This is a genomic window from Streptomyces violaceusniger Tu 4113 (assembly GCF_000147815.2).
Lineage (GTDB): Bacteria > Actinomycetota > Actinomycetes > Streptomycetales > Streptomycetaceae > Streptomyces > Streptomyces violaceusniger_A.
In genome coordinates this window covers 8677491-8698366 of sequence record NC_015957.1, presented here as the reverse complement: position 1 = coordinate 8698366, position 20876 = coordinate 8677491, and the positions used below count along the sequence as shown (strand labels likewise).

Annotated in this window: 24 protein-coding genes, 3 tRNA genes and 2 pseudogenes; 19 read left to right on the top strand and 10 right to left on the bottom strand. The window is 67.7% G+C overall.

Annotated elements, in window-relative coordinates:
- The first annotated feature begins 260 nt into the window (after positions 1 to 260).
- Complete coding sequence (locus tag STRVI_RS35765; RefSeq protein WP_014060443.1) at positions 261 to 1505, top strand: RNA polymerase sigma factor; 1245 nt, start codon at positions 261 to 263, stop codon at positions 1503 to 1505.
- A 201-nt stretch (positions 1506 to 1706) separates the two neighbouring features.
- On the opposite strand, the gene STRVI_RS35760 is transcribed toward STRVI_RS35765, so the two are convergent.
- Positions 1707 to 3293 carry an FGGY family carbohydrate kinase gene (locus tag STRVI_RS35760; protein ID WP_014060442.1) on the bottom strand — a complete coding sequence of 529 codons (1587 nt, stop codon included), beginning with the start codon at positions 3291 to 3293 and terminating at the stop codon, positions 1707 to 1709.
- 25 nt (positions 3294 to 3318) lie between these two features.
- Complete coding sequence (locus STRVI_RS35755; RefSeq protein WP_014060441.1) at positions 3319 to 3588, bottom strand: hypothetical protein; 270 nt, start codon at positions 3586 to 3588, stop codon at positions 3319 to 3321.
- Between the two features lie 247 nt (positions 3589 to 3835).
- On the opposite strand from STRVI_RS35755, the gene STRVI_RS35750 reads away from it, so the two are divergent.
- From STRVI_RS35750 to STRVI_RS35740, 3 genes are all read left to right on the top strand, one after another.
- Positions 3836 to 3908: transfer RNA gene (locus STRVI_RS35750), tRNA-Asn, on the top strand.
- 5 nt (positions 3909 to 3913) lie between these two features.
- Positions 3914 to 3986: transfer RNA gene (locus STRVI_RS35745), tRNA-Asn, on the top strand.
- 173 nt (positions 3987 to 4159) lie between these two features.
- Positions 4160 to 4236: transfer RNA gene (locus STRVI_RS35740), tRNA-Ile, on the top strand.
- Positions 4237 to 4385: 149 nt separating this feature from the next.
- On the opposite strand, the gene STRVI_RS46725 is transcribed toward STRVI_RS35740, so the two are convergent.
- Positions 4386 to 5504: a tyrosine-type recombinase/integrase gene (locus tag STRVI_RS46725; protein WP_050993831.1), complete on the bottom strand. Its 1119-nt coding sequence runs from the start codon at positions 5502 to 5504 to the stop codon at positions 4386 to 4388.
- Positions 5387 to 6262: a hypothetical protein gene (locus STRVI_RS49235; protein ID WP_078505518.1), complete on the bottom strand. Its 876-nt coding sequence runs from the start codon at positions 6260 to 6262 to the stop codon at positions 5387 to 5389. The genes STRVI_RS46725 and STRVI_RS49235 overlap by 118 nt, the downstream gene beginning before the upstream one ends.
- Positions 6263 to 6415: 153 nt before the next feature.
- Between STRVI_RS49235 and STRVI_RS35730 the strand changes: the two genes are divergently transcribed.
- Positions 6416 to 6667 carry a helix-turn-helix domain-containing protein gene (locus STRVI_RS35730; RefSeq protein ID WP_251982806.1) on the top strand — a complete coding sequence of 84 codons (252 nt, stop codon included), beginning with the start codon at positions 6416 to 6418 and terminating at the stop codon, positions 6665 to 6667.
- Positions 6668 to 6793: 126 nt separating this feature from the next.
- Positions 6794 to 7750 (top strand): recombinase family protein, encoded by a 957-nt coding sequence (locus STRVI_RS35725; RefSeq protein WP_167543252.1) that lies wholly within the window; start codon positions 6794 to 6796, stop codon positions 7748 to 7750.
- Here the strand turns inward: STRVI_RS35725 and STRVI_RS51875 are convergent.
- Positions 7737 to 8009, bottom strand: coding sequence for a cytochrome P450 (locus STRVI_RS51875; RefSeq protein ID WP_353477090.1), 273 nt, complete (start codon positions 8007 to 8009; stop codon positions 7737 to 7739). The genes STRVI_RS35725 and STRVI_RS51875 overlap by 14 nt on opposite strands.
- 43 nt (positions 8010 to 8052) lie before the next feature.
- Here STRVI_RS51875 and STRVI_RS35720 point away from each other — a divergent pair, with 43 nt between their 5' ends.
- The 7 genes from STRVI_RS35720 to STRVI_RS35695 all read left to right on the top strand — a co-directional run bounded on the left by STRVI_RS35720 (position 8053) and on the right by STRVI_RS35695 (position 13315).
- On the top strand, positions 8053 to 9306 hold the full coding sequence (locus STRVI_RS35720) for an IS256 family transposase (protein ID WP_014060439.1): 1254 nt from the start codon (positions 8053 to 8055) through the stop codon (positions 9304 to 9306).
- A 110-nt stretch (positions 9307 to 9416) separates the two neighbouring features.
- Positions 9417 to 9986: a dihydrofolate reductase family protein gene (locus STRVI_RS35715; RefSeq protein WP_014060438.1), complete on the top strand. Its 570-nt coding sequence runs from the start codon at positions 9417 to 9419 to the stop codon at positions 9984 to 9986.
- Positions 9987 to 10286: 300 nt separating this feature from the next.
- A complete protein-coding gene (locus tag STRVI_RS35710; RefSeq protein ID WP_014060437.1) occupies positions 10287 to 10682 on the top strand; it encodes a hypothetical protein in 396 nt (131 codons plus the stop codon).
- Positions 10683 to 10927: 245 nt separating this feature from the next.
- Positions 10928 to 11770 carry a toprim domain-containing protein gene (locus tag STRVI_RS52250; protein ID WP_150112948.1) on the top strand — a complete coding sequence of 281 codons (843 nt, stop codon included), beginning with the start codon at positions 10928 to 10930 and terminating at the stop codon, positions 11768 to 11770.
- A complete protein-coding gene (locus STRVI_RS35705; RefSeq protein ID WP_167543251.1) occupies positions 11736 to 12137 on the top strand; it encodes a hypothetical protein in 402 nt (133 codons plus the stop codon). Before STRVI_RS52250 ends, STRVI_RS35705 begins: the two co-directional genes overlap by 35 nt.
- On the top strand, positions 12116 to 12649 hold the full coding sequence (locus STRVI_RS50255) for a hypothetical protein (RefSeq protein WP_043237051.1): 534 nt from the start codon (positions 12116 to 12118) through the stop codon (positions 12647 to 12649). The genes STRVI_RS35705 and STRVI_RS50255 overlap by 22 nt, the downstream gene beginning before the upstream one ends.
- A gap of 150 nt (positions 12650 to 12799) precedes the next feature.
- Complete coding sequence (locus STRVI_RS35695; RefSeq protein WP_014060436.1) at positions 12800 to 13315, top strand: DUF6416 domain-containing protein; 516 nt, start codon at positions 12800 to 12802, stop codon at positions 13313 to 13315.
- A 260-nt stretch (positions 13316 to 13575) separates the two neighbouring features.
- Here STRVI_RS35695 and STRVI_RS35690 read toward each other — a convergent pair.
- Together STRVI_RS35690 and STRVI_RS35685 are read right to left on the bottom strand one after the other, a co-directional pair.
- Positions 13576 to 14127: pseudogene (locus STRVI_RS35690) on the bottom strand (IS5/IS1182 family transposase); the annotation flags it as partial.
- Positions 14128 to 14212: 85 nt separating this feature from the next.
- Positions 14213 to 15001: an SDR family NAD(P)-dependent oxidoreductase gene (locus tag STRVI_RS35685; RefSeq protein WP_014060435.1), complete on the bottom strand. Its 789-nt coding sequence runs from the start codon at positions 14999 to 15001 to the stop codon at positions 14213 to 14215.
- A gap of 122 nt (positions 15002 to 15123) precedes the next feature.
- On the opposite strand from STRVI_RS35685, the gene STRVI_RS35680 reads away from it, so the two are divergent.
- Positions 15124 to 15762, top strand: coding sequence for a TetR/AcrR family transcriptional regulator (locus STRVI_RS35680; protein ID WP_050993830.1), 639 nt, complete (start codon positions 15124 to 15126; stop codon positions 15760 to 15762).
- Positions 15763 to 16124: 362 nt separating this feature from the next.
- On the opposite strand, the gene STRVI_RS35675 is transcribed toward STRVI_RS35680, so the two are convergent.
- Positions 16125 to 16433, bottom strand: coding sequence for a hypothetical protein (locus STRVI_RS35675; protein ID WP_014060433.1), 309 nt, complete (start codon positions 16431 to 16433; stop codon positions 16125 to 16127).
- Positions 16434 to 17040: 607 nt separating this feature from the next.
- Positions 17041 to 17553: a hypothetical protein gene (locus STRVI_RS52245; protein ID WP_150112946.1), complete on the bottom strand. Its 513-nt coding sequence runs from the start codon at positions 17551 to 17553 to the stop codon at positions 17041 to 17043.
- Between the two features lie 32 nt (positions 17554 to 17585).
- On the opposite strand from STRVI_RS52245, the gene STRVI_RS55740 reads away from it, so the two are divergent.
- The 5 genes and pseudogenes from STRVI_RS55740 to STRVI_RS35660 all read left to right on the top strand — a co-directional run bounded on the left by STRVI_RS55740 (position 17586) and on the right by STRVI_RS35660 (position 20013).
- Positions 17586 to 17711, top strand: a complete 126-nt coding sequence (locus tag STRVI_RS55740) for a hypothetical protein (RefSeq protein ID WP_014060432.1) — start codon at positions 17586 to 17588, stop codon at positions 17709 to 17711.
- A gap of 116 nt (positions 17712 to 17827) precedes the next feature.
- A complete protein-coding gene (locus STRVI_RS55735) occupies positions 17828 to 17950 on the top strand; it encodes a hypothetical protein (protein WP_286012067.1) in 123 nt (40 codons plus the stop codon).
- Entirely contained in the window at positions 17951 to 18388 is a 438-nt protein-coding gene (locus STRVI_RS35670) for a hypothetical protein (RefSeq protein ID WP_014060431.1), read from the top strand.
- A gap of 146 nt (positions 18389 to 18534) precedes the next feature.
- Positions 18535 to 19443: pseudogene (locus tag STRVI_RS35665) on the top strand (peptidoglycan-binding protein); the annotation flags it as partial.
- Between the two features lie 327 nt (positions 19444 to 19770).
- The gene (locus tag STRVI_RS35660) at positions 19771 to 20013 is read left to right on the top strand and encodes a hypothetical protein (protein WP_014060429.1); all 243 of its coding nucleotides are present in this window, start codon (positions 19771 to 19773) and stop codon (positions 20011 to 20013) included.
- A 185-nt stretch (positions 20014 to 20198) separates the two neighbouring features.
- Here the strand turns inward: STRVI_RS35660 and STRVI_RS35655 are convergent, their stop codons facing one another.
- The gene (locus STRVI_RS35655) at positions 20199 to 20855 is read right to left on the bottom strand and encodes a hypothetical protein (protein WP_043237046.1); all 657 of its coding nucleotides are present in this window, start codon (positions 20853 to 20855) and stop codon (positions 20199 to 20201) included.
- Positions 20856 to 20876 lie beyond the last annotated feature (21 nt).

Genomic DNA, 20876 nt, shown 5'->3' with positions numbered 1-20876 from the left:
GGGGCGCTGTAGCCGCCGGGTAGTCGTACGGTCACGGGCCGCTGAGCAAAAAATGCCCGCACGCCCCTCGTGGCGGGCCTGTGTCGTACCCCACACTGGGGTGCGGTGCCTGAGTCCTCGGAGCGCGGCGGTGTTGGTCAGCTAGGGCCGGAATCCCCCGCAGATCCGCTCATGATGTACGGGACGGACGGCGGCGCGGCCGCCGTGCCGTGCCCGATCGTTCTGCCCCCTCAGCAGCGATCACCCTGGAGGTCGCCCCCGTGCAGACCCAGACCCTCACCGACGCGGCCCTCGCGGCGTCGCCGCACCCCGTGTCCGCCCGCCCGCCCGGCGCCGCACCGGTAGCGCCGGCCGTGCCCGAGGACCCGGCGGACCTCGCCCCGGAGGGTGTACCGGAGACCGACCAGGACGCCGCACCGGACGCCATGGCCGACGTGGCTGCCGACCCCGACCCCGACGGCGCCCCCGAGGCGGAATCCGCCGAGCCCGCCGAGCCCGCCGAGCCCGCCGAGCCGGTCGAGCCCGTCGAGAGCGTGGATACCGTCGTAGAGCCCGTAGAACCGATCGAGCCGCCCGCCCGCGCCGACACCAGCGGCCCCTCCGCCGATCTCTTCCGCCAGTACCTCCGCGAGATCGGGCGGATACCGCTGCTCTCCGCGGTCGAGGAGGTCGAGCTGGCCCGCCGGGTCGAGGCGGGTCTCTTCGCCGAGGAGAAGCTCGGCAACACCCCCGACCTCGACTCCCAACTCGCCGTGGACCTCGACCGGTTGGTGGTCCTGGGCCGGGTGGCCAAGCGCCGGCTGATCGAGGCCAACCTCCGCCTCGTCGTCTCCGTCGCCAAGCGCTATATCGGCCGCGGCCTGACCATGCTCGACCTGGTCCAGGAGGGCAACCTCGGCCTGATCCGCGCGGTCGAGAAGTTCGACTACGCCCGCGGGTACAAGTTCTCGACGTACGCGACCTGGTGGATCCGCCAGGCCATGTCCCGCGCCCTGGCCGACCAGGCCCGGACGATCCGGGTCCCGGTGCATGTCGTCGAACTGATCAACCGGGTGGTCCGGGTCCAGCGCCGGATGCTCCAGGAGCGCGGCTACGAACCCACCCCCGAGGAGGTCGCCGCCCATCTCGACCTCCTCCCGGAGCGGGTGAGCGAGGTGCTGCGGCTGGCCCAGGAGCCGGTGTCGCTCCACGCCCCGGTGGGCGAGGAGGACGATGTGGCCCTCGGCGACCTCATCGAGGACGGCGACGCGGCCTCACCCGTGGAGTCCGCGGCCTTCCTGCTGCTCCGCGAGCACCTGGAGGCCGTGCTGTCGACGCTCGGCGAGCGCGAACGCAAGGTGGTGCAGTTGCGGTACGGACTGGCCGACGGCCGCCCCCGCACGCTGGAGGAGATCGGCCGGATCTTCGGGGTGACGCGGGAGCGGATCCGCCAGATCGAGTCGAAGACGCTCAACAAGCTCCGCGACCACGCCTTCGCCGATCAGCTCCGCGGCTACCTGGACTAGCGATCCGGGCACCGACCCCGCCCCAGGCAGACCGAGCCGAGCCCCACCCCGCCCAAAACCCACGGCTCACGCCTGGCCCAAACTCGGGGCTCACGCCTGGCCCAAAACCCACGGTTCACGCCCGGCCCAAAACACTCCAGGGCGGCTCATGCCTGGCCAAAACCCCAGGGGCCCTCACGCCCGCCCCGAGACCCCAGGGCCTCACATGGCTCCGTACCCTCCGGACGCCCCATGATCATGACCGCCACCGGTCTCGTACCCCCCGGCCTCGTACCCACCGCCCGCCGCATGCCCCACGGTCTCCTGGGCTCCCGGCTCGACGGTCCCGGGCTCGACGGTCCCGGGCTCGAAGGCTTCGGGCTCGAAGGCCCCGGGGTGGGTCTGCTCCCGCACCGCCACGTACTGCTGCCGCACCGCCTGCCCCACCGGCAACTCCTCGCCCGGCTCGAAGACCTGGCTCGCCGCGGCCGGCCAGCGCGGCGGCTCGTGCGGCGACTGGGTGCCGTGCGAGACGCCCAGCGCCCACGCGGCCTGACGGGCCGCGCCCAGGGCGGCGTAGTCGGCGGGCTGGGGCACCACGACCTGCACCCCCAGCAGCGCGGGCGCGATCGCGCGGACGGCCTGCAGATCGGCCGCGGGCCCGAGCAGGAAGACGCGCCGCACCTGGACGCCCCGCCCGCGCAGCACGTCCAGCGCGTCCGCGAGCCCGCACAGCATCCCCTCGAACGCGGCCCGCGCCAGATGTTCGGGCTTCATCGACTCGCGCCGCAGCCCGGTCAGCGTGCCGGCCGTATGCGGCAGATGAGGGGTCCGCTCACCCTCCAAATAGGGCAGCAGTACCAGCCCGTACGACCCCGGGGTGGACTTCATCGCGAGTGCGGAGAGCCCGTCGAGATCCGTACCGAGCAGCTCCGCCGTACCGCGCAGCGTCCGTACCGCGTTGAGCGTATGCACCACCGGCAGATGCATCCCGGTGGCGTCCGCGTACGAGAGGATGGTGCCGGTCGGGTCGGCCAGCGCCTCGTGGTGGACGGAGAAGACCGAGCCGGAGGCGCCCAGGGAGATCACCGCGTCGCCGACCCCGACCCCGAGCCCGAAGGCGGCGGCCATGGTCTCGCCCGTACCGGCGGAGATCAGCAGCCCCTCGGGGGTGTGCCCGGCGGCGTCGGCAGGGCCGATGACCTCGGGCAGCCGCACCTGGTGACCGAGGGCGAGCTGGACCAGGTCGGGGCGCCAGGACCCGTTCGCCGCCGACCAGTAGCCGCTGCTGGAGGCCGTGCCGCGGTCGGTCGTACGCCGCACCGGCCGCCCCAGCAACTGCCAGACCAGCCAGTCGTGCGGCTGCATCAGCTCGGCCACGCGGTGCGCCGAGTCCGGCTCGCTCCGCGCCAGCCAGCGCAGCTTGGCCACCGGCTGCGAGGCGGTCGGCACGGCGCCGACCGCCTGGGCCCACGCGGTGCGGCCGCCGAGCGCCTCGGTGAGGTCGGCGGCCGCGGACTGTGCGCGCTTGTCGTTGCCCATCAGCGCGGGGCGCACCAGCACCCCGCCCGCGTCCAGCGCCAGCAGCCCGTGCTGCTGCGCCGAGACGCCGATGGCCTGGACCCCTTCGAGCAGCCCGCCCTCGGCGGCCTCGCCGAGGGACATCAGCCACGCCTGCGGATCCACATCGCCGCTGCCGCCGACCGGGTGCGGGGCGTACCCCTGTTTGATCACGGCACCCGTATCGGTGTCACAGACGACGATTCGTGTGCTCTCGGACGAACTGTCCAACCCGGCGGCTATCCCCATGGATCAGATCATGCCACCGCCGCGGTCAGGTGTTGCTGGTGCCCCAGTCGTCCTCGCCCACCGCGCGGGCGTCGCGCTGCCCGATCTTCTCGCGCAGCGGCCGGACCTTGTCCAGCGCCCGCACGGCGGCCAGCCGGCCTCCTTGCGCGGCCGACTCGGCGGTATTGCGGACGGCCGGATTCCGCGCGAACTTCTGCGCACAGGCGCGCAACTGCTCGTACCGCTCATGGCCCGCTCGCGTGCCCAGCACGTAACCCACAGCCATCCCAGTGATGAACGTCAGCCGGTAGCGCATCGACCTGCCCTTCTCGCTGTCCTTCACGTCCGGACCCCGGGGTCGTGCTGCGCGCCTACCCGCCCGCGCCGCAGATCACCCACGATCACGTAGAAGATCATCCCTGGAACGGCCGAGGATCGCCCGAGGGCGGACGCGGCGAACCGATTGGCGGAGCACCCCCCTGCTTGCGCTAATGTATGTGTCGCAGCGAGCGCACGCCGTCCGGGAGCCCCGGGCGGGGTCACGGTCGCGGCACACGGAGCAATCCCCTGTAGCTCAATTGGCAGAGCAGCCGGCTGTTAACCGGCAGGTTACTGGTTCGAGTCCAGTCGGGGGAGCTCGGTCCCCTGTAGCTCAATTGGCAGAGCATTCGGCTGTTAACCGGAGGGTTACTGGTTCGAGTCCAGTCGGGGGAGCAGTGAGGAGGACCCCTTGAGGGGTCCTTTTTCATTTCCGGGCCCCCGCGGACGTGATCTACGCCATGATCGAAGCCAGGGGGGCTCCATCACCGGCCCTTCGAAGCAGCAGATCGTATGAGCGGCTATGCTGCGGCAGACGGCGCGCGCGGATGTGCACGACGCGCCGTTACGGGGCGGTAGCTCAGCCGGTTAGAGCAGCGGACTCATAATCCGTCGGCCGTGGGTTCGAGTCCCACCCGCCCCACCAGGGCACTACGCGGGCAGACCCATCCTGACCTGCGCAGACGCAGAAACGGGAGTCGCCGCGCCGACGCGGTGGCTCCCGTTCATCCGTTCAGACGAAGATCCAGGGGACACACAGGGGACACGGGGCCGCTTCAGGGGACAAGAGGGCCTTCACGCCGTCTCCCGGCGCCCCTTCGAGGACCGGCGGGTGGTCCGGGCCGCTATGGATGGCAAGCCTGTCGGCAGCGCCCAGTCATCGAGGCCCGGGGACTGGGAGCGGGCAACCGTGAAGCGCGTGAGCGAGAACTCGGCTCGTTGCTCCTCGGGGTTGTGGTCGTTGAAGTTCTCAACCCGGACCAGCTCCAGGTCGTTCGTGGCGCAGCGGTCACGTATCCACTTCACGGCCGCGTTGGCGGCGTCGTCCTGACCTCGGCCGCTGAGGGTGATCATGCCGAGGAGATCGGAGCCGGGTTGAGTCTGCGCACCAACGGCCCAGGCGTCACCTGACTGCCGTGCGCCGTGGACGAAGAAGACGGCGATGTCACCCTGCCAGGCCCTTTCGGGGATCGTCAGTGGGGTGCGGACCTGGAAGGGGACGACGGCCATGACCGACTCGGCCTCGGCTCGCATCATCTCGGGCAGCACGCTTGTGTAGGTGTCGGAGGTGATCTGGCGCGAGGAGTGCCCCAACTTCTCCTGGACCACCTTGATGTCGGTCCCGGCGAGGAGGGACAGAGTGGCTGCGAGGTGACGGAGGTCGTGCAGGCGGACCGGCGGTAGGCCGGACAGCTCCACGAGGCGGGTGAAGCGGCGGGAGATCCAGTCGGGGTGCAGCCCCTCGCCGTTCTCGTGTGTCCACACGCGGCCGGTCTCGACGTAGGCGTCGCCCCACATCTGGCGCTTCTGCTCCTGCTTCGCGCGGAAGCTGACCAGGTTGTCGGCGGACTCCAGGCTCAGGGACAGGGTGCGAACGCTGTCGGCCTTCGGTGCCTCGCCGTAGAGCTCGTACGCCACCTCCACGATCTGCTGGGAGATCCGCAGCCAGAGGGCATCGGTGCTGACCTCCGTCCAGGGCAGCGCGGCCATTTCGCCGCGGCGGGGACCGAGGAAGATGAGGCTGTGCCACAGCTCGTAGAGCCAGTCGTCCTTGACGAAGTCGAGGAACTGACCGGTCAGCTCCGGCGTCCAGACCATGACCGGGCCGGGCTTCTCGCCGGTGCGCTTCCAGTGCTCGATGCGCTCGGGTGTCCAGACGAGCGGCTTGGGCCGGGTGACCGGCGGCAGCTCCACGAGCTGTGCCCAGTTCTTGGCGAACGCCTGCTCGCGCTTGATGCCCCAGGACAGCGCCGAGCTGAGGGTGTCGTTGTGCGGTGCATGGTGGCGGCGGAGGTGACCTTCCGCAGCCCTTGCTTCCCCTCGCGGAGGGCCGCGTTCGCGTCCAGGAAGGCTCGGCGGGTGAAGCGGCGCTCCTCCCTCTTGGCGTAACCCGCTGTCCTCACCCAGGTTTGGTGTGCGTCGTCGCGGTCCTTCTGGAGCTGATCGACGCGGAGTCGGTGGAGGATCCGCGCGGAGTTCTCCTTCTCGATCGCGTCGTACATCTTGTCGAGGTGCCGGACCTTGAGGTCACGGCGCTTGATGTGCCCGAGGTGAGGGAGAAGGTAGAGGTTGATGTGCTCCTCGTAGCCGTGGCGGGTGGTGCGGGCCAGAGACTTCTTCGCCTTGATCCACCGGAGGAAGAAGTCGCCGCACGTCTCGTCGGAGAGCACGTCGGTGCCGGCGGTCGCGGCGTCGTAGAGTTCCTTCGCCTTCGCCTTGGCGTCATCCAGCTTGGCGAAGCCGCCGCGGCGCACTCGTGCACGCTTGTTGCCCTCGCCGCGCTCGGCCTCGAAGTAGAAGTACCAGGTGCCGTGGCCCTTACCGAGCTTCGGGCACGTCAGCCCGATGTCCCCGATCTTCGGTGCACCTTCGGCATCGAGGATCGGGTTGCCTGCCTCGTCCTTGAGCGGCCCCTTGCACTGGCATCGCCGGTAGTAGCTCGGCGAGAACATCTGACCCCCTGCTACTGACTGTCCACAGTCAGCTTTGCTTGTGCGTACGTGTCCGTACGGGTCCTGTGTGATCTTTCTTCATCTTGCTGGGGCTGTCGGACACTGCTGTAAAGTCGTGGGCAAGTTGGCGCGGGGGAGGATGCGACCAACGACATGGCTGCTCGGGAAGCATGCGACCAGGCTCCGTCCGGAGCGATGGGACTGGAGGAGCTGCTGGCCCTCCCGGCCACAGTGAACGTGACAACTGCTGGCCGAGCCCTCGGGATCGGCCGCGACAAGGCGTATGAACTGATCCGGTCAGGACAGTTCCCGGTTCGGACGCTCCCGCTGGGTGGCACGATCCGTGTGCCGACGGCAGAGCTGTGGAAGATCCTCGGCGTGAACGCGCGGGCTGAGCGTGAGTGACGAGCAGATTTGAGGAGTGTTGTTGCTTTGCAACAGTGTGACCTATCTCCGGTAAACTTGGTGTGGTAAGGGGGTCGGCGAGGTCAAGGAGTACAGCGCATGCCTCGGCTATATGGGTTCGACGACATGGCGCACGAGAGGGTGCGCGAGAGCGAGGCCGCGCCTTTGCGGCAGGCCGCTAGCCGCCGCATTCAGCAGCAGACCTACGAAGCGATCACGACATGGATGAACGCTGAGGGCTACCGGACAACCCGGGGAGGCCGTTGGCGGCCGTCTGTCCTGGCGAACGTCCTCGACCACCCAGCGATCGCTGGGCTCGCTGAGGACGCGGACGGCAACCTGGTGGACTCAGGGGGGCCGCGAATTATCCAGCCCGAGGAGTTCAAAGCCATTCGGGCGGTGCGGCGGTTGAACGATCCAACCTACCGCCGGGCTGAACAGCGCGAATACCTCATGACGGGCGAGCTCACCGATTGCGGCCTGTGCGGCGGCATCTTCGGCGCATCGCCTGCGAACAGCGGGAGCCGTGGGTACCGCTGCCTTCCGAACAGGCCGCAGCATCCGGGTGGCTGCGGCAGGGTTCGTATCAGTGCTGACCCGTTTGAGACCTACGTCGCCGAACACGTAGTGGCTGAGCTGGCCAAGCCGGAGGTCAGTGCCCTGATCGGGCAGGCGCGTGAGGAGATCCTGGCAGAGGCGGCGAAGCTTCGTGCGCAGGTGAAGGCGGACAAGGCACGGCAGAAGGAGCTCGGTGAGAGCTACGCTCGCTCGCCGGACCTCTCCTTGAGCGCCTTTCGCGCCGCCGACAAGCAGTTGACCGACCAGATCCGGGAAAACGCCGCTCAGGCGCGCTTCCTGGAGCAGGTTCGGCACGTGCCGGTGGGGGCCGTGCCGGATCTCGTCCGGTGGTGGAGGCATGCTCCGCTGGCATCGAAGCAGGGCGTGCTGACCCTCATGCTGGAGCGGGTAACGGTCTATCCGGCTGCCGCACGAGGGTCGCGCACCGTGGATGGCGATCGCGTTCAGCTGACGTGGCGGAAGTGGAACCCCTCTCAAAGGGACAGCGCCGTCACCGCAGGGTGACGGGAACCGCCTTGAGAGCGCGTGAGCGGAACGAGGTACGCCACTGCAACTGCTGAGGCGGGACGACGAGATCCAACTGGGGGAACCGGTGAAGCAGCGTATGGAGGGCGATCTGGATCTCCATACGCGCGAGTGGTGCGCCGAGGCAGTAGTACATTCCCTGGCCGAGGGCCAGGTGTGAGCAATGCTCAGGACCTGTGGATCGGGGCTCGGGAGGCGCGCGAGGGCGTACCTTCCCGAGTGATCGATTGATGGTCACCGAGTAGGCCGACGCTGCGAACGTCGGTCGGGAAGGCACGCCCGTGCTCAGCGTAGTCAACGCCAATGGCTCCACCCCGAACGGCTCCCTGATCGACGAGATCGTCCGCGAGGGCGCACGGCGGATGCTGGCCGCCGCCCTGGAGGCGGAAGTCAACGCCTACATAGCCGAGGTGGCCGAGGAGCGCGACGAGTCCGGTCGCCGCCTGGTGGTGCGCAACGGCTACCACCAGCCGCGGAAGGTCACCACCGCCGCCGGGTCGGTCGAGGTGAAGGCGCCGCGCGTCAACGACAAGCGCGTCGATGAGGCGAATGGCGAGCGTCGGCAGTTCTCCTCGGCAATCCTGCCGCCATGGTGCCGCAAGTCCCCGAAGGTCAGCGAGGTGCTGCCGCTGCTTTACCTGCATGGCCTGTCCTCTGGTGACTTCGTGCCCGCGCTCGAGCAGTTCCTGGGCTCCTCGGCCGGTCTGTCCCCGGCGACAGTGACGCGGCTGACCGCGCAGTGGCAGGCCGATCACACCGCCTTCCAGGATCGCGACCTGTCGGCCACCGACTACGTCTACGTCTGGGCCGACGGCGTCCACCTGCGCATCCGCCTGGAGGAGGCGAAGGCCGCCGTGCTGGTGCTGATGGGCGTGCGCGCCGATGGCACCAAGGAGCTGATCGCGATGAGCGACGGCTACCGCGAGTCGTCAGAGGCACGGGCTGGTCTGCTCCGCGACTGCGCCCGCCGCGGCATGCGCGCCCCGGTGCTGGCCGTCGGCGACGGTGCACTCGGCTTCTGGAACGCTTTGAGCGAGGTCTTCCCCATGACCCGCCACCAGCGGTGTTGGGTTCACAAAACCGCCAACTGTCTGGACGCGCTGCCGAAGTCCGCGCAGCCGACGGCCAAGCGCGCGATCCAGGAGATCTACAACGCCGAGGACAAGGAGCACGCGGCGCGGGCGGTGGCCGCCTTCGCCAAGCAGTACGGCGCGAAGTACCCCAAGGTCGTCAGGCGGATCACCGACGACGAGGACGAGCTGCTGGCGTTCTTCGACTACCCGGCCGAGCATTGGATCCACCTACGTACGACGAATCCTATCGAATCGACCTTCGCCACCGTGCGACTTCGAACGAGGGTCACCAAGGGTGCCGGGAGCCGGGCCGCCGCCCTGGCCATGGTCTTCAAGCTCATCGAGTCCGCCCAGGCCCGCTGGCGAGCCGTGAACGCACCCCACCTCGTCGCCCTCGTCCGTGCCGGCGCCCGCTTCGAACGCGGCCAGTTGGTCGAACGGCCCGAAGGAAGGGCCGCATGACCGACCCCCAGCACGACCGTGAAATCGCCGAGCACCAGCGTTACGCGCACTACCCTCGTCTGAGTACGGTCCGGTGAACGCGGGGCGCGCATCAAGGGAGAGCAACGAAGATGAGACCACTTCGATACTCGATCAACGGCACGCTCGACGGCTGCTGCCATCACGAGGCAGGGCTCCCCCCGGACGAGGAGTCGATGCGCTACTGGACCGCTGAGATGGAGCGAGCCGATGCCCTGCTATTCGGCCGGGTGACCTACGAGATGATGGAGTCGGCGTGGCGGAAGCCGGCCACGGGCACGTGGCCTGACTGGATGGATGAGTGGCAGATCCCGTTCGCTGAGACCATCGACCGGGCGAAGAAGTACGTCGTGTCGAGCACGCTGAGTGGGGTCGATTGGAATGCCGACCTGGTGCAAGGCGACTTGGGGCAAGCGGTTCAGCGGCTCAAGCAGGAGCCAGGCGAGGGCTTGTGGGTGGGTGGCGTGACGCTCCCCCTGGCGTTGGCAGAACTGGGACTGATCGACGAATACGAGTTCCTTGTTCAGCCGGTCGTTGCCGGACACGGGCCGACGTTGCTCGCCGGTCTGGGCGAGCGCATCCAGCTCGAGCTCGTGGACCGCCATGAGTTCCGGTCGGGGGCGGTAGCCCTGCGATACCGGCCCACGCGAGTTACGGCTTGACATGATTTGTCCGGGCGCGTTGGCCGCTCCCTCGCGACGGAACGACAGCTCGGGGTCGCGTTGCCCCGCGCTGGCCGTGCCCCCGAACGGCGGACATATCGAGGGGGGACATCGCCCAGAAGTGCCGGTAGCGGACAGGGCAAACGTTGCCTGACGTGGCACTAGATCCACAGGTCTTGACTATTCCTCCACGCGGCGTGCGCGAATCGGCAACAACCCTGCGCGGAATGAAAAGGACGACTGCTATGGGTCCGGGCATCCTGAGTGCCGAAAGCGCAATCAGCCCGCACAAGGAGACCCATGAACATCTCGCGCATCCTGAAGACCGCTGTTCCCGTGGCCGCAGCAGTCAGCCTCATGGCCGCATCCCCCGCGGTCGCCGCCGACTACACCGGGTGCACTTCCAAGGCCTGTGGCAGCGTCTACGGCTACCGGTACAAGGCCATACCTGGATGGGACACGTACGAAATCTGGATCGACAACATGATAGTCAGCGACAAAGTAAAAGACGACGGATACTTCCCTGGCATAAGGATCGTGTTCAACAACAGCAACGGAGCTCAGGACACTTACGTCTGGGGCAACGACAACGGCACTAGCCAGCAGCTCGGCGGCAAATACATGTACGACCTGAAGGACGTCTGGTTCCAGGTCTGCCACAATGGCGGGCCCTGTACGAAGCTCTCGAGGTTCTGAGCAGGGTCGGGAAGGCGGCCTGCGCTTCATCTCCAGTGCTCGCCGCTTCAAACCCTGGCGGCGGTCCGAGAGGCCCCGGGTCGGCTGGCCAGGTGTAGTTGTGGCCCGGCCTCCACCTGTTGCGCGATAGCGGTAATTGGTACTCGCTAAGGTTGCTCGGGGAGTGGGGCTGACTCCTTGGAGTGGACGTGGGCCTGCGCCAGTTCGTGATCGATGCGTGATCGTGGCTGAATTACAAGCCGGTGATGGCCGAGGTCGGCAGGCCGGGGAACCAGTCGTTCCCTGAGCTGGCGGCTACGTGGTTGCCGCCGGAGGAACTGCGGCGGCTGGCCGCGTACAAGGTGCTGTTGGCTTACGACAACAACCAAGCCGGTCAGCTCGCGGCGGCCTCGGGTGATGAGGCGGGGATCGAGCGGCGGGAGCTGGGCGACGCCGCGAAGCTCGTGGACACCGCGCTCGGGTACCTGCTCGGCTCGGAGCAGAAGGTCACCGTGGAGGGCGCGGAGCACGCCGAGGGCGAGGTGCCGAAGCCCGGAGCGACGGAGGCCGCCGGGCTGCAGGAGTGGCTGCGCACCTGGGCCGATAAGGAGCTGTTGACGCTCCGCATCCAACAGGCGGAGCGCGCGGCCGTGTTGCTGGGTGACAGCGTGTACGTGCTGGCGTGGAATCCGGAGAAGCAGCGGCCGACGCTGAGGGTCTACGATCCGGGGTTCTTCTTCCCGCAGTGGGACGACGAGGACGCCGACTTCCCCTCGAGGGTGCACCTGGCGTGGGAGTTGCCGGAGGACCGTGAGGCGGGGCTGAAGGCCCGGGTGCGGCGGGTGACGTACGAGCTCGGGTCCCGTTTCCGAGGACGACGAGAGCCTGGTGCGGCAGTACCCGTGGAACCCTGGGCGTCCGTCGAGGATGACGTGCTACCTGACGGACGCGGAGTGGTTGCTGGAGGACATCAAGCGGGGGCAGACGCTGGACCGGCTGCCGATGGACAAGGCCAGTTTCCGGGTGCGGCCGGACGGCACGGAGCTGGACCGGCTGGATCTGATGATCGACTTCTTGCCGGTCATACACATCACGAACACGATTCCTGATGGCGGGGAGCACTGGGGCCGCTCCGCGATCGCACGGGTGCTTCAGGGCCTGGATGAGCTGGCGGCCACCGACTCGGATGCTTCAGCGGCGTCGGCAACGACGGGGACGCCGATCATCGGGCTGGCCGGGGCGCGGTTGCCGGTGGACCGGGCGACGGGCAAGCCGGAGAAGTTGACGGTTCAGGCCGGCGCGGTCTGGCAGCTCGGTGAGACGGGGCGGATGGACGCGCTGGACACCTCGCCACAGTTGGCGGAGCTGCGCTCCCGGGTGGAGCACCTGCTGGACGGGATCGCGGCGAACAGCCGGGTCACGGCGGCCGGGCTGGGGACGCTGGACGCCTCGAGGTGCCCTCGGGGTACGCGCTGAAGCTGGCGCTCGGGCCTCTGGATGCGCTGGTGGGCATGATGCGGCTGGCCCGGGAGCACAAGTACCGGTTGCTGTTCAAGATGGTGCAGCGGCTGTACCAGGCGGGCCGGGCCGAGGGCTGGACGGGCGGGGACTCGCTCCCGGCGCGGTTGTCGTGGGCGCCGCACACACCGACTGACCGGGCTGCGGTGCTTGAGGAGGTAGTCCAGGCGTACGGGGCCGGGGTCATCTCGCTGGAGACAGCGGTGGCGATGCTGGTTGAGGCGGGCTACCCGATCAAGGATGCGGCGGAGGAAGTGGAGCGCATCCGCGCGAAGGCCCAGGAGGAGGCAGCAGCACGGATGGCGGAGGCAGTGGCCCGCCGCGGGGATGTGGATGAAGAGTCGGAGAACGAGGAGGACCCGGAGCGCGACGCCGGTGGAGGCGCAGAGCCGTCGAGGAGCAGCGGCGGGCGGCCTGTGCCATTCGGATTCGCGTCTGCCAGCGGGCCGAAGCAGTTGGCGGGACGGTAACGGGCTGACCCGCGACGGATCTTGAGGTGTGTTGGAGCAGAAGCGATGTCGAAGCGATGGATGGCTCTTGACTTCACCCGGAAGCGATGAAACGCTTAGGCATCCCTTCCGGGTCGCTTCGGCCGGAGGTGAAGCCAGAGGAGACACACCTTGATCATTATCAATCTCGAATCCGGTATGGCGCTGAGCATGTCCCCGCCGCAGGCTGAGGACATCTTCGAACAGCTCCAGAATCAACTCCGCAACCGCCAGGAAACCAGCCCGCCAGCAGCGGGGCCCGCCCCCAAGTCCTTGCAGCTCAGCGACGGCCACCCGATGTGGGATAAAAGCTCAGGGGGCGGCCGGGACGGCAAGGAATGGGACTTGTCGAACGACCTTGAGAGGGCCGAGACGCTTTACCACTCAGTGACGCCCAATGTGCGGTTCTTCCTGGACTTCCTGATGGACCGCCCTGGCCAGCTCCTCGACGCCGACGAGATCTGCGAGCACAGCGAAGGACGCTTCACGAAGCGCAGCTCCCTGGCCGGATCGCTCAACGGCATTGCCAAGCCGTACCGCGAGTCCCAGCGCAACTACCCCTTCTACTGGTGGGAGGGCGACCCGTCCCAGTACGCAATGAAGCCAGTGGTCGCCGAACTCTTTCGACGGGCCCGCACGCGCGGCTGAATGGGAGGCACCCTCCCGCTGCCGCCCGCACCTCGGCCGGGGACAAAGGGGAGACCGCGCGAGTTGCCTGGGGTATGAAGATCAACCTGGCCCGCGAGGTCATGTCCCCATCCTGTCTTTTGCGGGCTGTCACGCCAGCATCTCGGCGAACTGGCCGCCGAACTCGCACCACGCTGGGAGGCGTGGTGCGAGTCTGGTCGCCGTGAGCGGCGCGAGGGTGGCCGTCAGCGGGAGGCGGGGGCCGGGCCTAAGTACGAACTCCAGGCCGGGAGTTCGGCTTGCCCGGCCGGTCGCCGGTGGGGGATCACCAGTCCGGTGCCCTGGTAGCCGCCATCGGCGATCGTAGTGGTGGTGCCCACGGCGGCCTTGGCGCCGGATTCCTCCCAGCCGCGGGAGTCATGACGATTGCCGGGCAGCGGTCGGCCGACCACGACGACCAAGCGGGTGACGGCGTCGATCACGACCTGATGGGCAGGCACCAGGGTGCCGTCCACGATGAGCACGGTGTCCTTGCGGAACCGCCGACGAGGCTGGAGCGCGAGCCGAGGGCCGAGGTGGTCAATGATGCGGTCGGCCGCGGACTTCGAGATGCCGAAGAGCGGGGCAAGCTGGCGCATCGTCAAGTTTGTGCGCCAGTACGTTGTCACGAGCAGTACGCGGTCTTCCAGCGGCAGACTCCACGGACGGCCCCGCCGCACTGCATCCGCGCCCTCCCGTCGCAACGCGGCCACCAACCTGCCGAAGCAGCGCGGGCTCAGCCCAGTGAATGGAGCTATCCAGGACGGCTCGGACGCCGTGATCACAACTGCCACAGCCCGTCATCATCGCAAGGCAAGATCGCTTCGCCTTGCACAAGATGGGCGCCCGCGACTGCACGCTCCGTACTGCAATGCCAGCTCAAGCTGCGATGTCGGATTCGGGTTGGAGTGCAGGGCCGAGCAGCAGGCCCCCGTCCAGGACGAATTCCGAGCCCGTAGCGAAAGATGCGTCCTGGGAGGTGACGAAGAGCAACAGGCGGGTGATGTCAGAGGGTTCGGCGAGGCGGGGGATGGCGAAGGGATCGGGCGAGTAGAAGTCGGCGATGGCCGGCTGGCCTGCGACGGTGGGTTCGTTGATCAGCGGTGTGGAGACGACGCCGGGGTGGATGGAGTTGACCCGGATGTTGTCCCGCCCCAGCTCCAGCGCGGCCGTCTTGGTCAGCCCGCGCACGGCCCACTTGCTGGCGGTGTAGGGGGCGTAGAAGGCGGTGCCGACGTGGGCCATGGTCGAGGCGATGTTGACGATGGTTCCACCACCGCCCCTGTGCATCGACGGAGCCACGGCCCTGATGCCGAGGAACTGGCCGGTGACGTTGACGCTGAAGGTGTGCTCCCAGGTGCGGAGTTCGGTGTGCTCGATAGGGGCCGCCGGGTTCTGGACTCCCGCGTTGTTCACCAGGATGGTGACCGGCCCGAAGTGGCCTTCAACTTCTCGCACCAGTGCCGCCCAGTCGTCCTCGCTGGCGACATCCAGGCGAACGGACAGAGCCCGATGACCGAGCTGAGCAGCGAGATCACGGCCGGCGTCGTCGTCGCGGCCGGCGATGACGACGTTCGCCCCCTCGGCGTGGTAGCCCCGCACATGACTGCTGCCCATACCCCCGCTGCCGCCCGTGACGACGACGGTCTGACCCTCAAAGCGTCCCATGATGCATCCTTCCAGGCTCACATTGATGGTGAGCCGAGTGACTCACCACCCTTCTCAAGGTAGGAGCAGGACTAGAGGTGAGTCAAGTGACTCACCTCGCAGTGAGGGGCATACTGGAGGGCATGACGGCACAGCCTTCGGAATACCACCGGCGCGTGGCAGCGCAGAAGCGGACGTCCATCATCGAGGCAGCGACGAAGCTGTTCCTCGACTCCGGCTACGACGGCACCTCGCTGGCCCGCATCGCGGAGGCGGCCGGAGTGTCGAGGGCGACTCTGTTCAAGCAGTTCACCACCAAGGCGGCCCTGTTCGAGGCGATCGTCACCGAATACTGGAAGCTTGACGACGGGGAGGCGCCCCTCCCCGAGCCAGGGAACCTCTGCGCAGGGCTTGAGACCATCGGACGCCGATACGTGGCCCTTCTCACCCAGCCCGGCATGGCCGCCCTCTTCCGCATCGTCATCGCCGAGGTACCGCGCTTCCCCGAGCTCGGCGAGACCCAGTTCAAGCTCGGCAAGATGCCCTACTTCGAATCGGTCCGCCGCTACCTGGCAGCGGAGAACGCCGCTGGTACAGCCCGGCTCGACGATGCGGAGATGGCGGCGACCCAATTCCTCGGGATGATCTCCAACTACGTGTTCTGGCCGCGGATGCTGCTCGCACGCTGGGAGCCCGACGACACCGCCATCACCAACGCGGTCGACCAAGCGGTGCTGACCATGCTCGCCCGATACGGCGCGCCGGGGACCCACGGCGCCTGAGACACCAGGCCCCACCGCTCTGCGTAACTACCTCATACCTCCCGCACAGGCAGGCCCTCGATCCCGTAGAGTACGCAATCGCTCACACACAGTGCCGGAGCTCCTTGGAACTGCCGCCCTCGCGATTGAGGCGCGCCCGATAGCCCGCGGCCCTGCAGTCGATCGAAGCCAAAGGCCGATTGCGGGACAGCCCTTAGGTGTGCCATCTCATGAGGTTGGTGCCACGACCACGACCACGGCCACGGCCACGGCCACAGTCGTTGGGCGGCCGGGACACAGCGCGCAGAAGCCCCGCGCTCAATCGAGCGCGGGGGCCCCCTTCCTCAGCCTCAGTGACATACGGAGCTGAGATTCCAGCGGAGTCAGATCAAGATGTAGAGGTTGTACTTGCCGTTTGACCCATGGGAGCACGTTGCCTTGAGGTAGCGCGAGGGGTTTGACTGGATGACGTGGTAACCGGCAGCCGTGCAGTCGGCCAAGCTGTAATAGCTGGCCCAGAAGTGATAGGCCGACTGAATGCTGGCCTCACCCTCTGTCTGATCCGTATTGCTGGGCGCTGCGGTCGTCGCGACGTCAGCGTCTATGGCAGCGGCCTGGGCCGGCACGGCCAAAGCGCCGAATGAAAGCGCGGCGCCAACGGCAGTGGTTGCGAGGACATGACGAATGCGCATGATTCTCCCTTACAGGGTAGGCTCGCCGTTTCCGCGCTGTGCGCGTGCACGGCCAGGCGAGCTCGATCCAATTCGCCTTCGGGCCCTGATGGACGCCGACGGTGATCGGCTCAGGCAGAAGCGTCCAGGTAATTCGCCGCCGTCGCCAGGCATAGCAGCCAAATTGGGACGTCCCGGGACGCCCCTGCCCCTGACCTGGGGCGCAGACAGCCGTCGTGAGTATGCTCCGGGACGAAGATGGGGCCCCGATCCATGCCGGTTGCGCCCAAGCCCGCAGAGGCGAGAAGCCGGACTGGTGTCAAGCGGTACACCACGAGCGGCCGCATGCCGCGCTCGGAGGCCGACCGCCGATCAGTCGGACCTCGGCAGCGACTACCGGATTGTCTTCGGCCAGCCGCCGGAACCACTCAACCCGCAGCAGCTCACGATCGAGGACTTCGTGGAACCAACCTCATGAGACACCACAGCTAGGCTCCTCGACTCCAGGTCGCCGTGGGGAAATGAGGGACTGTGTATCTCCGCAACGGGCGCATAGATAGATGCTGGGCATAGTCTGCTTGGAGTTGGCCAACGCCGTCCTGCTCTGTGGTCCAAGCATGGCTGGGCTTTAGCGTCCCGCGCAGTCACTGATCTCAGACTCTTTCCGCGGCCAATCCAACAGCTTTTGCCAGTCTGTAAAAATCACAGATTTGCCGCGCATCTTGTTTCGGTATTCGTTATCGATGTTCGTAAGCGGTAGCCCTCCTCCGGTCGCCCAATCGCGTCCTTCCCAGTCCCTGTAAGCCACCTGGTGCATCGACAAGTGGGCCGGCGCTGGCTTCCCTTTCGGAGAATATCGAAAGCTATAGACCACCGCCTTGCAGGGCCCGACGTTACTCACTGGAAACAGTATGCGCTTCTTTGTTTCAAGGTGGTGCATGTACACCTCTACGCTTCGGACAGTGTGGCGCGAATAGTTCATGAGATAGAGCTTGCCGGCCTTGGACCGCACATCGAAAAGGGCTGCTTCTTCCTTCTTGCGTTCCTCTCGTGCTTCGATGCTCTGCGACAGTTGATCCCTGGTCGCCATCCACTGCAAAAAGGCGCCAACTCCAGCGAAGAGCAGACTTATCGCCGCCACGACGGCGATGACTACATTGCTTCCCGTATCGAGTGGACGGCGTACGCAACGGCCGCCTGCGCCTGGAGTACCGGCTGGAGACCAGCGAGAAGAACGAGGCCAAGCTGAAGCAGCGGACCCGCCGCGAGCGGCTGGCCCGCCAGGTCCTTCCCCCCTGACCAAGCTGGAGATCATCGATCACCCGGCAGCTCCGGTCCACGCGCTGCGCATCGGGGACGACGTACGGGTCCGCCTGTTCGAGCCCCACACCGAGTTCGACGGCTGGTGCCGGATCGTGGGGTGGACGGTCCGGCCCGGCGAAGGCGAGACCGCCGAACGCGTGACGCTGAAGCTGGAGCGCACCAACAAGCCCGAGGACGAGGCGGGCGCCGAGGCGGGCGAGGGAGAGGAGCTCTAGATGCCGGACACGATCGCCACCCTCGGCCGCCCACTGGCCAGGTTGGAAAGGCGGGTCGCCACGCTGGAGCGCGCCCGCCGCGCCCCGTACCCGGAATGGCGGGACCTCCCGCTCACCGGCGACACCACTGTCCCCGACGAGGAGCAGCCACCACAGTTCCGCGCCAACCCCTGGGACACGACGGAGTTCTGCGGCCGAATCGGACTGGCCAGCAGCCGTGCCACCGACGAGCAGTTGATTGCCCTGCTGCCCGAGGGGTACTGGCCCGAGGCTCCGCGGACGGTTGACGTCGCCTCCGACGCGGCGCGCCGCGCCCTCCAGCTCGACATCGACCCGAAGGGCCTGGTGCGGCTGCGCGTCCAGGGCGGCGGCAGCGTCCGCGCAACCTGGATCAGCATCGACGGCACGACGTTTCGCGCCGACCGCGACGACACCTGACCGGCGGCGCACTGGCGAGCAGCCGGTGCACCGCCGATAGCATGACGCGTGGGTGACCCTCCACCCGCTTCGCACTCCCGAGGGACCGAACCGCCACGGCGGCCACGGCCGACTGCCTTCCGGCGCAGGGGAGAAGGACGAAGCGCGTGGCTACACCGCTGAGCGCGGACAAATTCCTGTCCGTGTTGAAAGGCGCCGGGCTCGGCGTGGTCGAGCACGGCAAATGGCGCACCCACAACCGCAACACCCACGGCAACTGGGGCCCCGCGAACGGGGTCATGATCCACCACACGGGCTCGTACAGCTCCGAGAAGGACATGGTGGAGCTGTACCGGACCGGCTACCACGATCTTCCGGGACCGCTCTGCCACGGCGTGATCGACCGATCCGGCACCGTGCACCTCGTCGGATACGGGCGCTGCAATCACGCCGGGATGGGGGACACGGACGTCCTGCTCGCGGTCATCGCCGAGAAGACGAGCCTCCCGCGCAACAACGAAGCGGATACCGACGGGAATAGGCACTTCTACGGCTTCGAGTGCATCAACACCGGGAGCCAGCCCTGGCCGGTGGCTCAGCTCGACGCGATGGCGCGGGCGGCGGCGGCCATCTGCCGTGCGCACGGCTGGAACGAGCACTCCGTCATAGGCCATAAGGAGTGGCGACCAGGGAAGCCGGACCCGGGCGGCATCGACATGGACGCCTTCCGCGCCCGGGTCGCCCGGCACCTGAGGGACGGCAGTAAGCCGAAGCCCGACCCCAAGCCGAAGCCGGCCCCGAAGCCGCGCCCGAAGCCGGAGCCGACGCCGAAGTATGCGGCGTACCCAGGTAGGCAGTTCTTCCGCGTCGGGCGCTCCTCGCCGGTGATCTCCGCGGTGGCGAAGCGGCTGATCGCAGAGGGTTGCGACAGCTACGACACGCCGCCCGGCCAGGTGTGGAACGACGCGCACCGCCGCTCGTACGCCGCCTACCAGATCAAGCGCGGCCACCACGGTGCGGACGCGGACGGCATCCCAGGGCCTGAGACCTGGGCAGATCTCCGCGTCCCGCACCAGGCCGGTGCCCCCGAACCGAATCCGACCACCCCGAACCAGGAGCACGACTCCATGCCGCAGGCCCTCGCCGACATCGCTGAGCGCACCGTTGCCACCTACCTCCAGTCGCTGCTGGGCCTGATGGTTGCCGCCAGCACGACGGACATGGTGTCCCTGTCGGCATGGCAGGCCGCTGCGGTCTCCGCGATACCCGCCGCGCTCAGCGCGCTGAAGTCCACACTCGGCACTGCCCTGGGCAGGCCCGGAACGGCGTCGTGGCTGCCGTGAAGCGCGACCCCGCCACCCCGAAGCCGTGACCGGCCGGTGACGAGAGAGGAGGAGGAAGCCGTGCCCGAAGGGCAGATCGCTCTCGCCCTGGCCGAGCTCCGTTCGGCGCTGGAGGTCGGGTTGGCTCGCATCGACGGCCAGTTGGCTCTGCTCGTCCAGCGCAGCGACCAGACGGACAAGGCCCTGGCCGAGCCGGAGGAACGGGTAAGCGCGCTGGAAAAGACCAGATGGCCTCTGCCGACCGTCGCCGTCCTAGCCAGCATCACCGCCGTGGTGCTCACCATCGTCAGCCTGGCGCGCTGAGGCGAAGTTCGCCCACAGGGAGTTCATGAGCGTCAGCCAGTCCGTTGCGACCGGCCAGCGTCGCCTGAGCGCAGATCACATCGGACGGGATCCCTGATAGGCATGCGCGTAGGTGCGAGCGAGCAGTGGTCCACTCGGCAGCATCCGTCGAGTGGACCACTGCTCGCTCTGCGCCGGTTGGTGCCCTACGCCAATAGGTCGATGGTGAATACCGCGGAGTTCGCCGTGTCCACTCGCCAGCCGCCGCCGGGGTTGCCGCACTGCACGGAGGTGGCTTCGGTGTTTGAGACGTTGGTGCCGGTGTTGAAGTCGGTGTTGCGCGTGTTGGGCAGCAGGTTCGTGTAGAGGATCTGCCCGTTGTTGTACACGCACTGGTGCAGGTTCAGATACCGGCCGCTCCTGCCGGTCAGGTCAAGGCTGTACTCGGCGGAGTTCCACGTTTCCTCTTGCCAGCCGCCGCCCGGGTTGCCGCACCGCGAAGCCGTTTCGGCCGAGGAGGCGACGTTGGTGCCGGTGTTGAAGTCGGTGTTGCGCGTGTTGGGCAGCAGGTTCGTGTAGAGGATCTGCCCGTTGCTGTACACGCACTGGTGCAGGTTCAGATACCTGTCGACCTGGCCGAACCGGTCGAAGTTGTACTCGGCGCTGTTCCACGTCTCCTCTCGCCAGCCGCCGCCCGGGTTGCCGCACTTGGCCGACGTCTCGACGCTGCCTGAGACCTGCGTGCCGGTGTTGAAGGTGGGGTTGGCGGTGTTGGGCAGCAGGTTCGTGTAGAGGATCCGGCCGTTGCTGTACACGCACTGGTGCAGGTTCAGGTAGAAGTTCCTGGCTGCGGCGGCGGCCACATGCGGGGCTCGTGGGGCCGC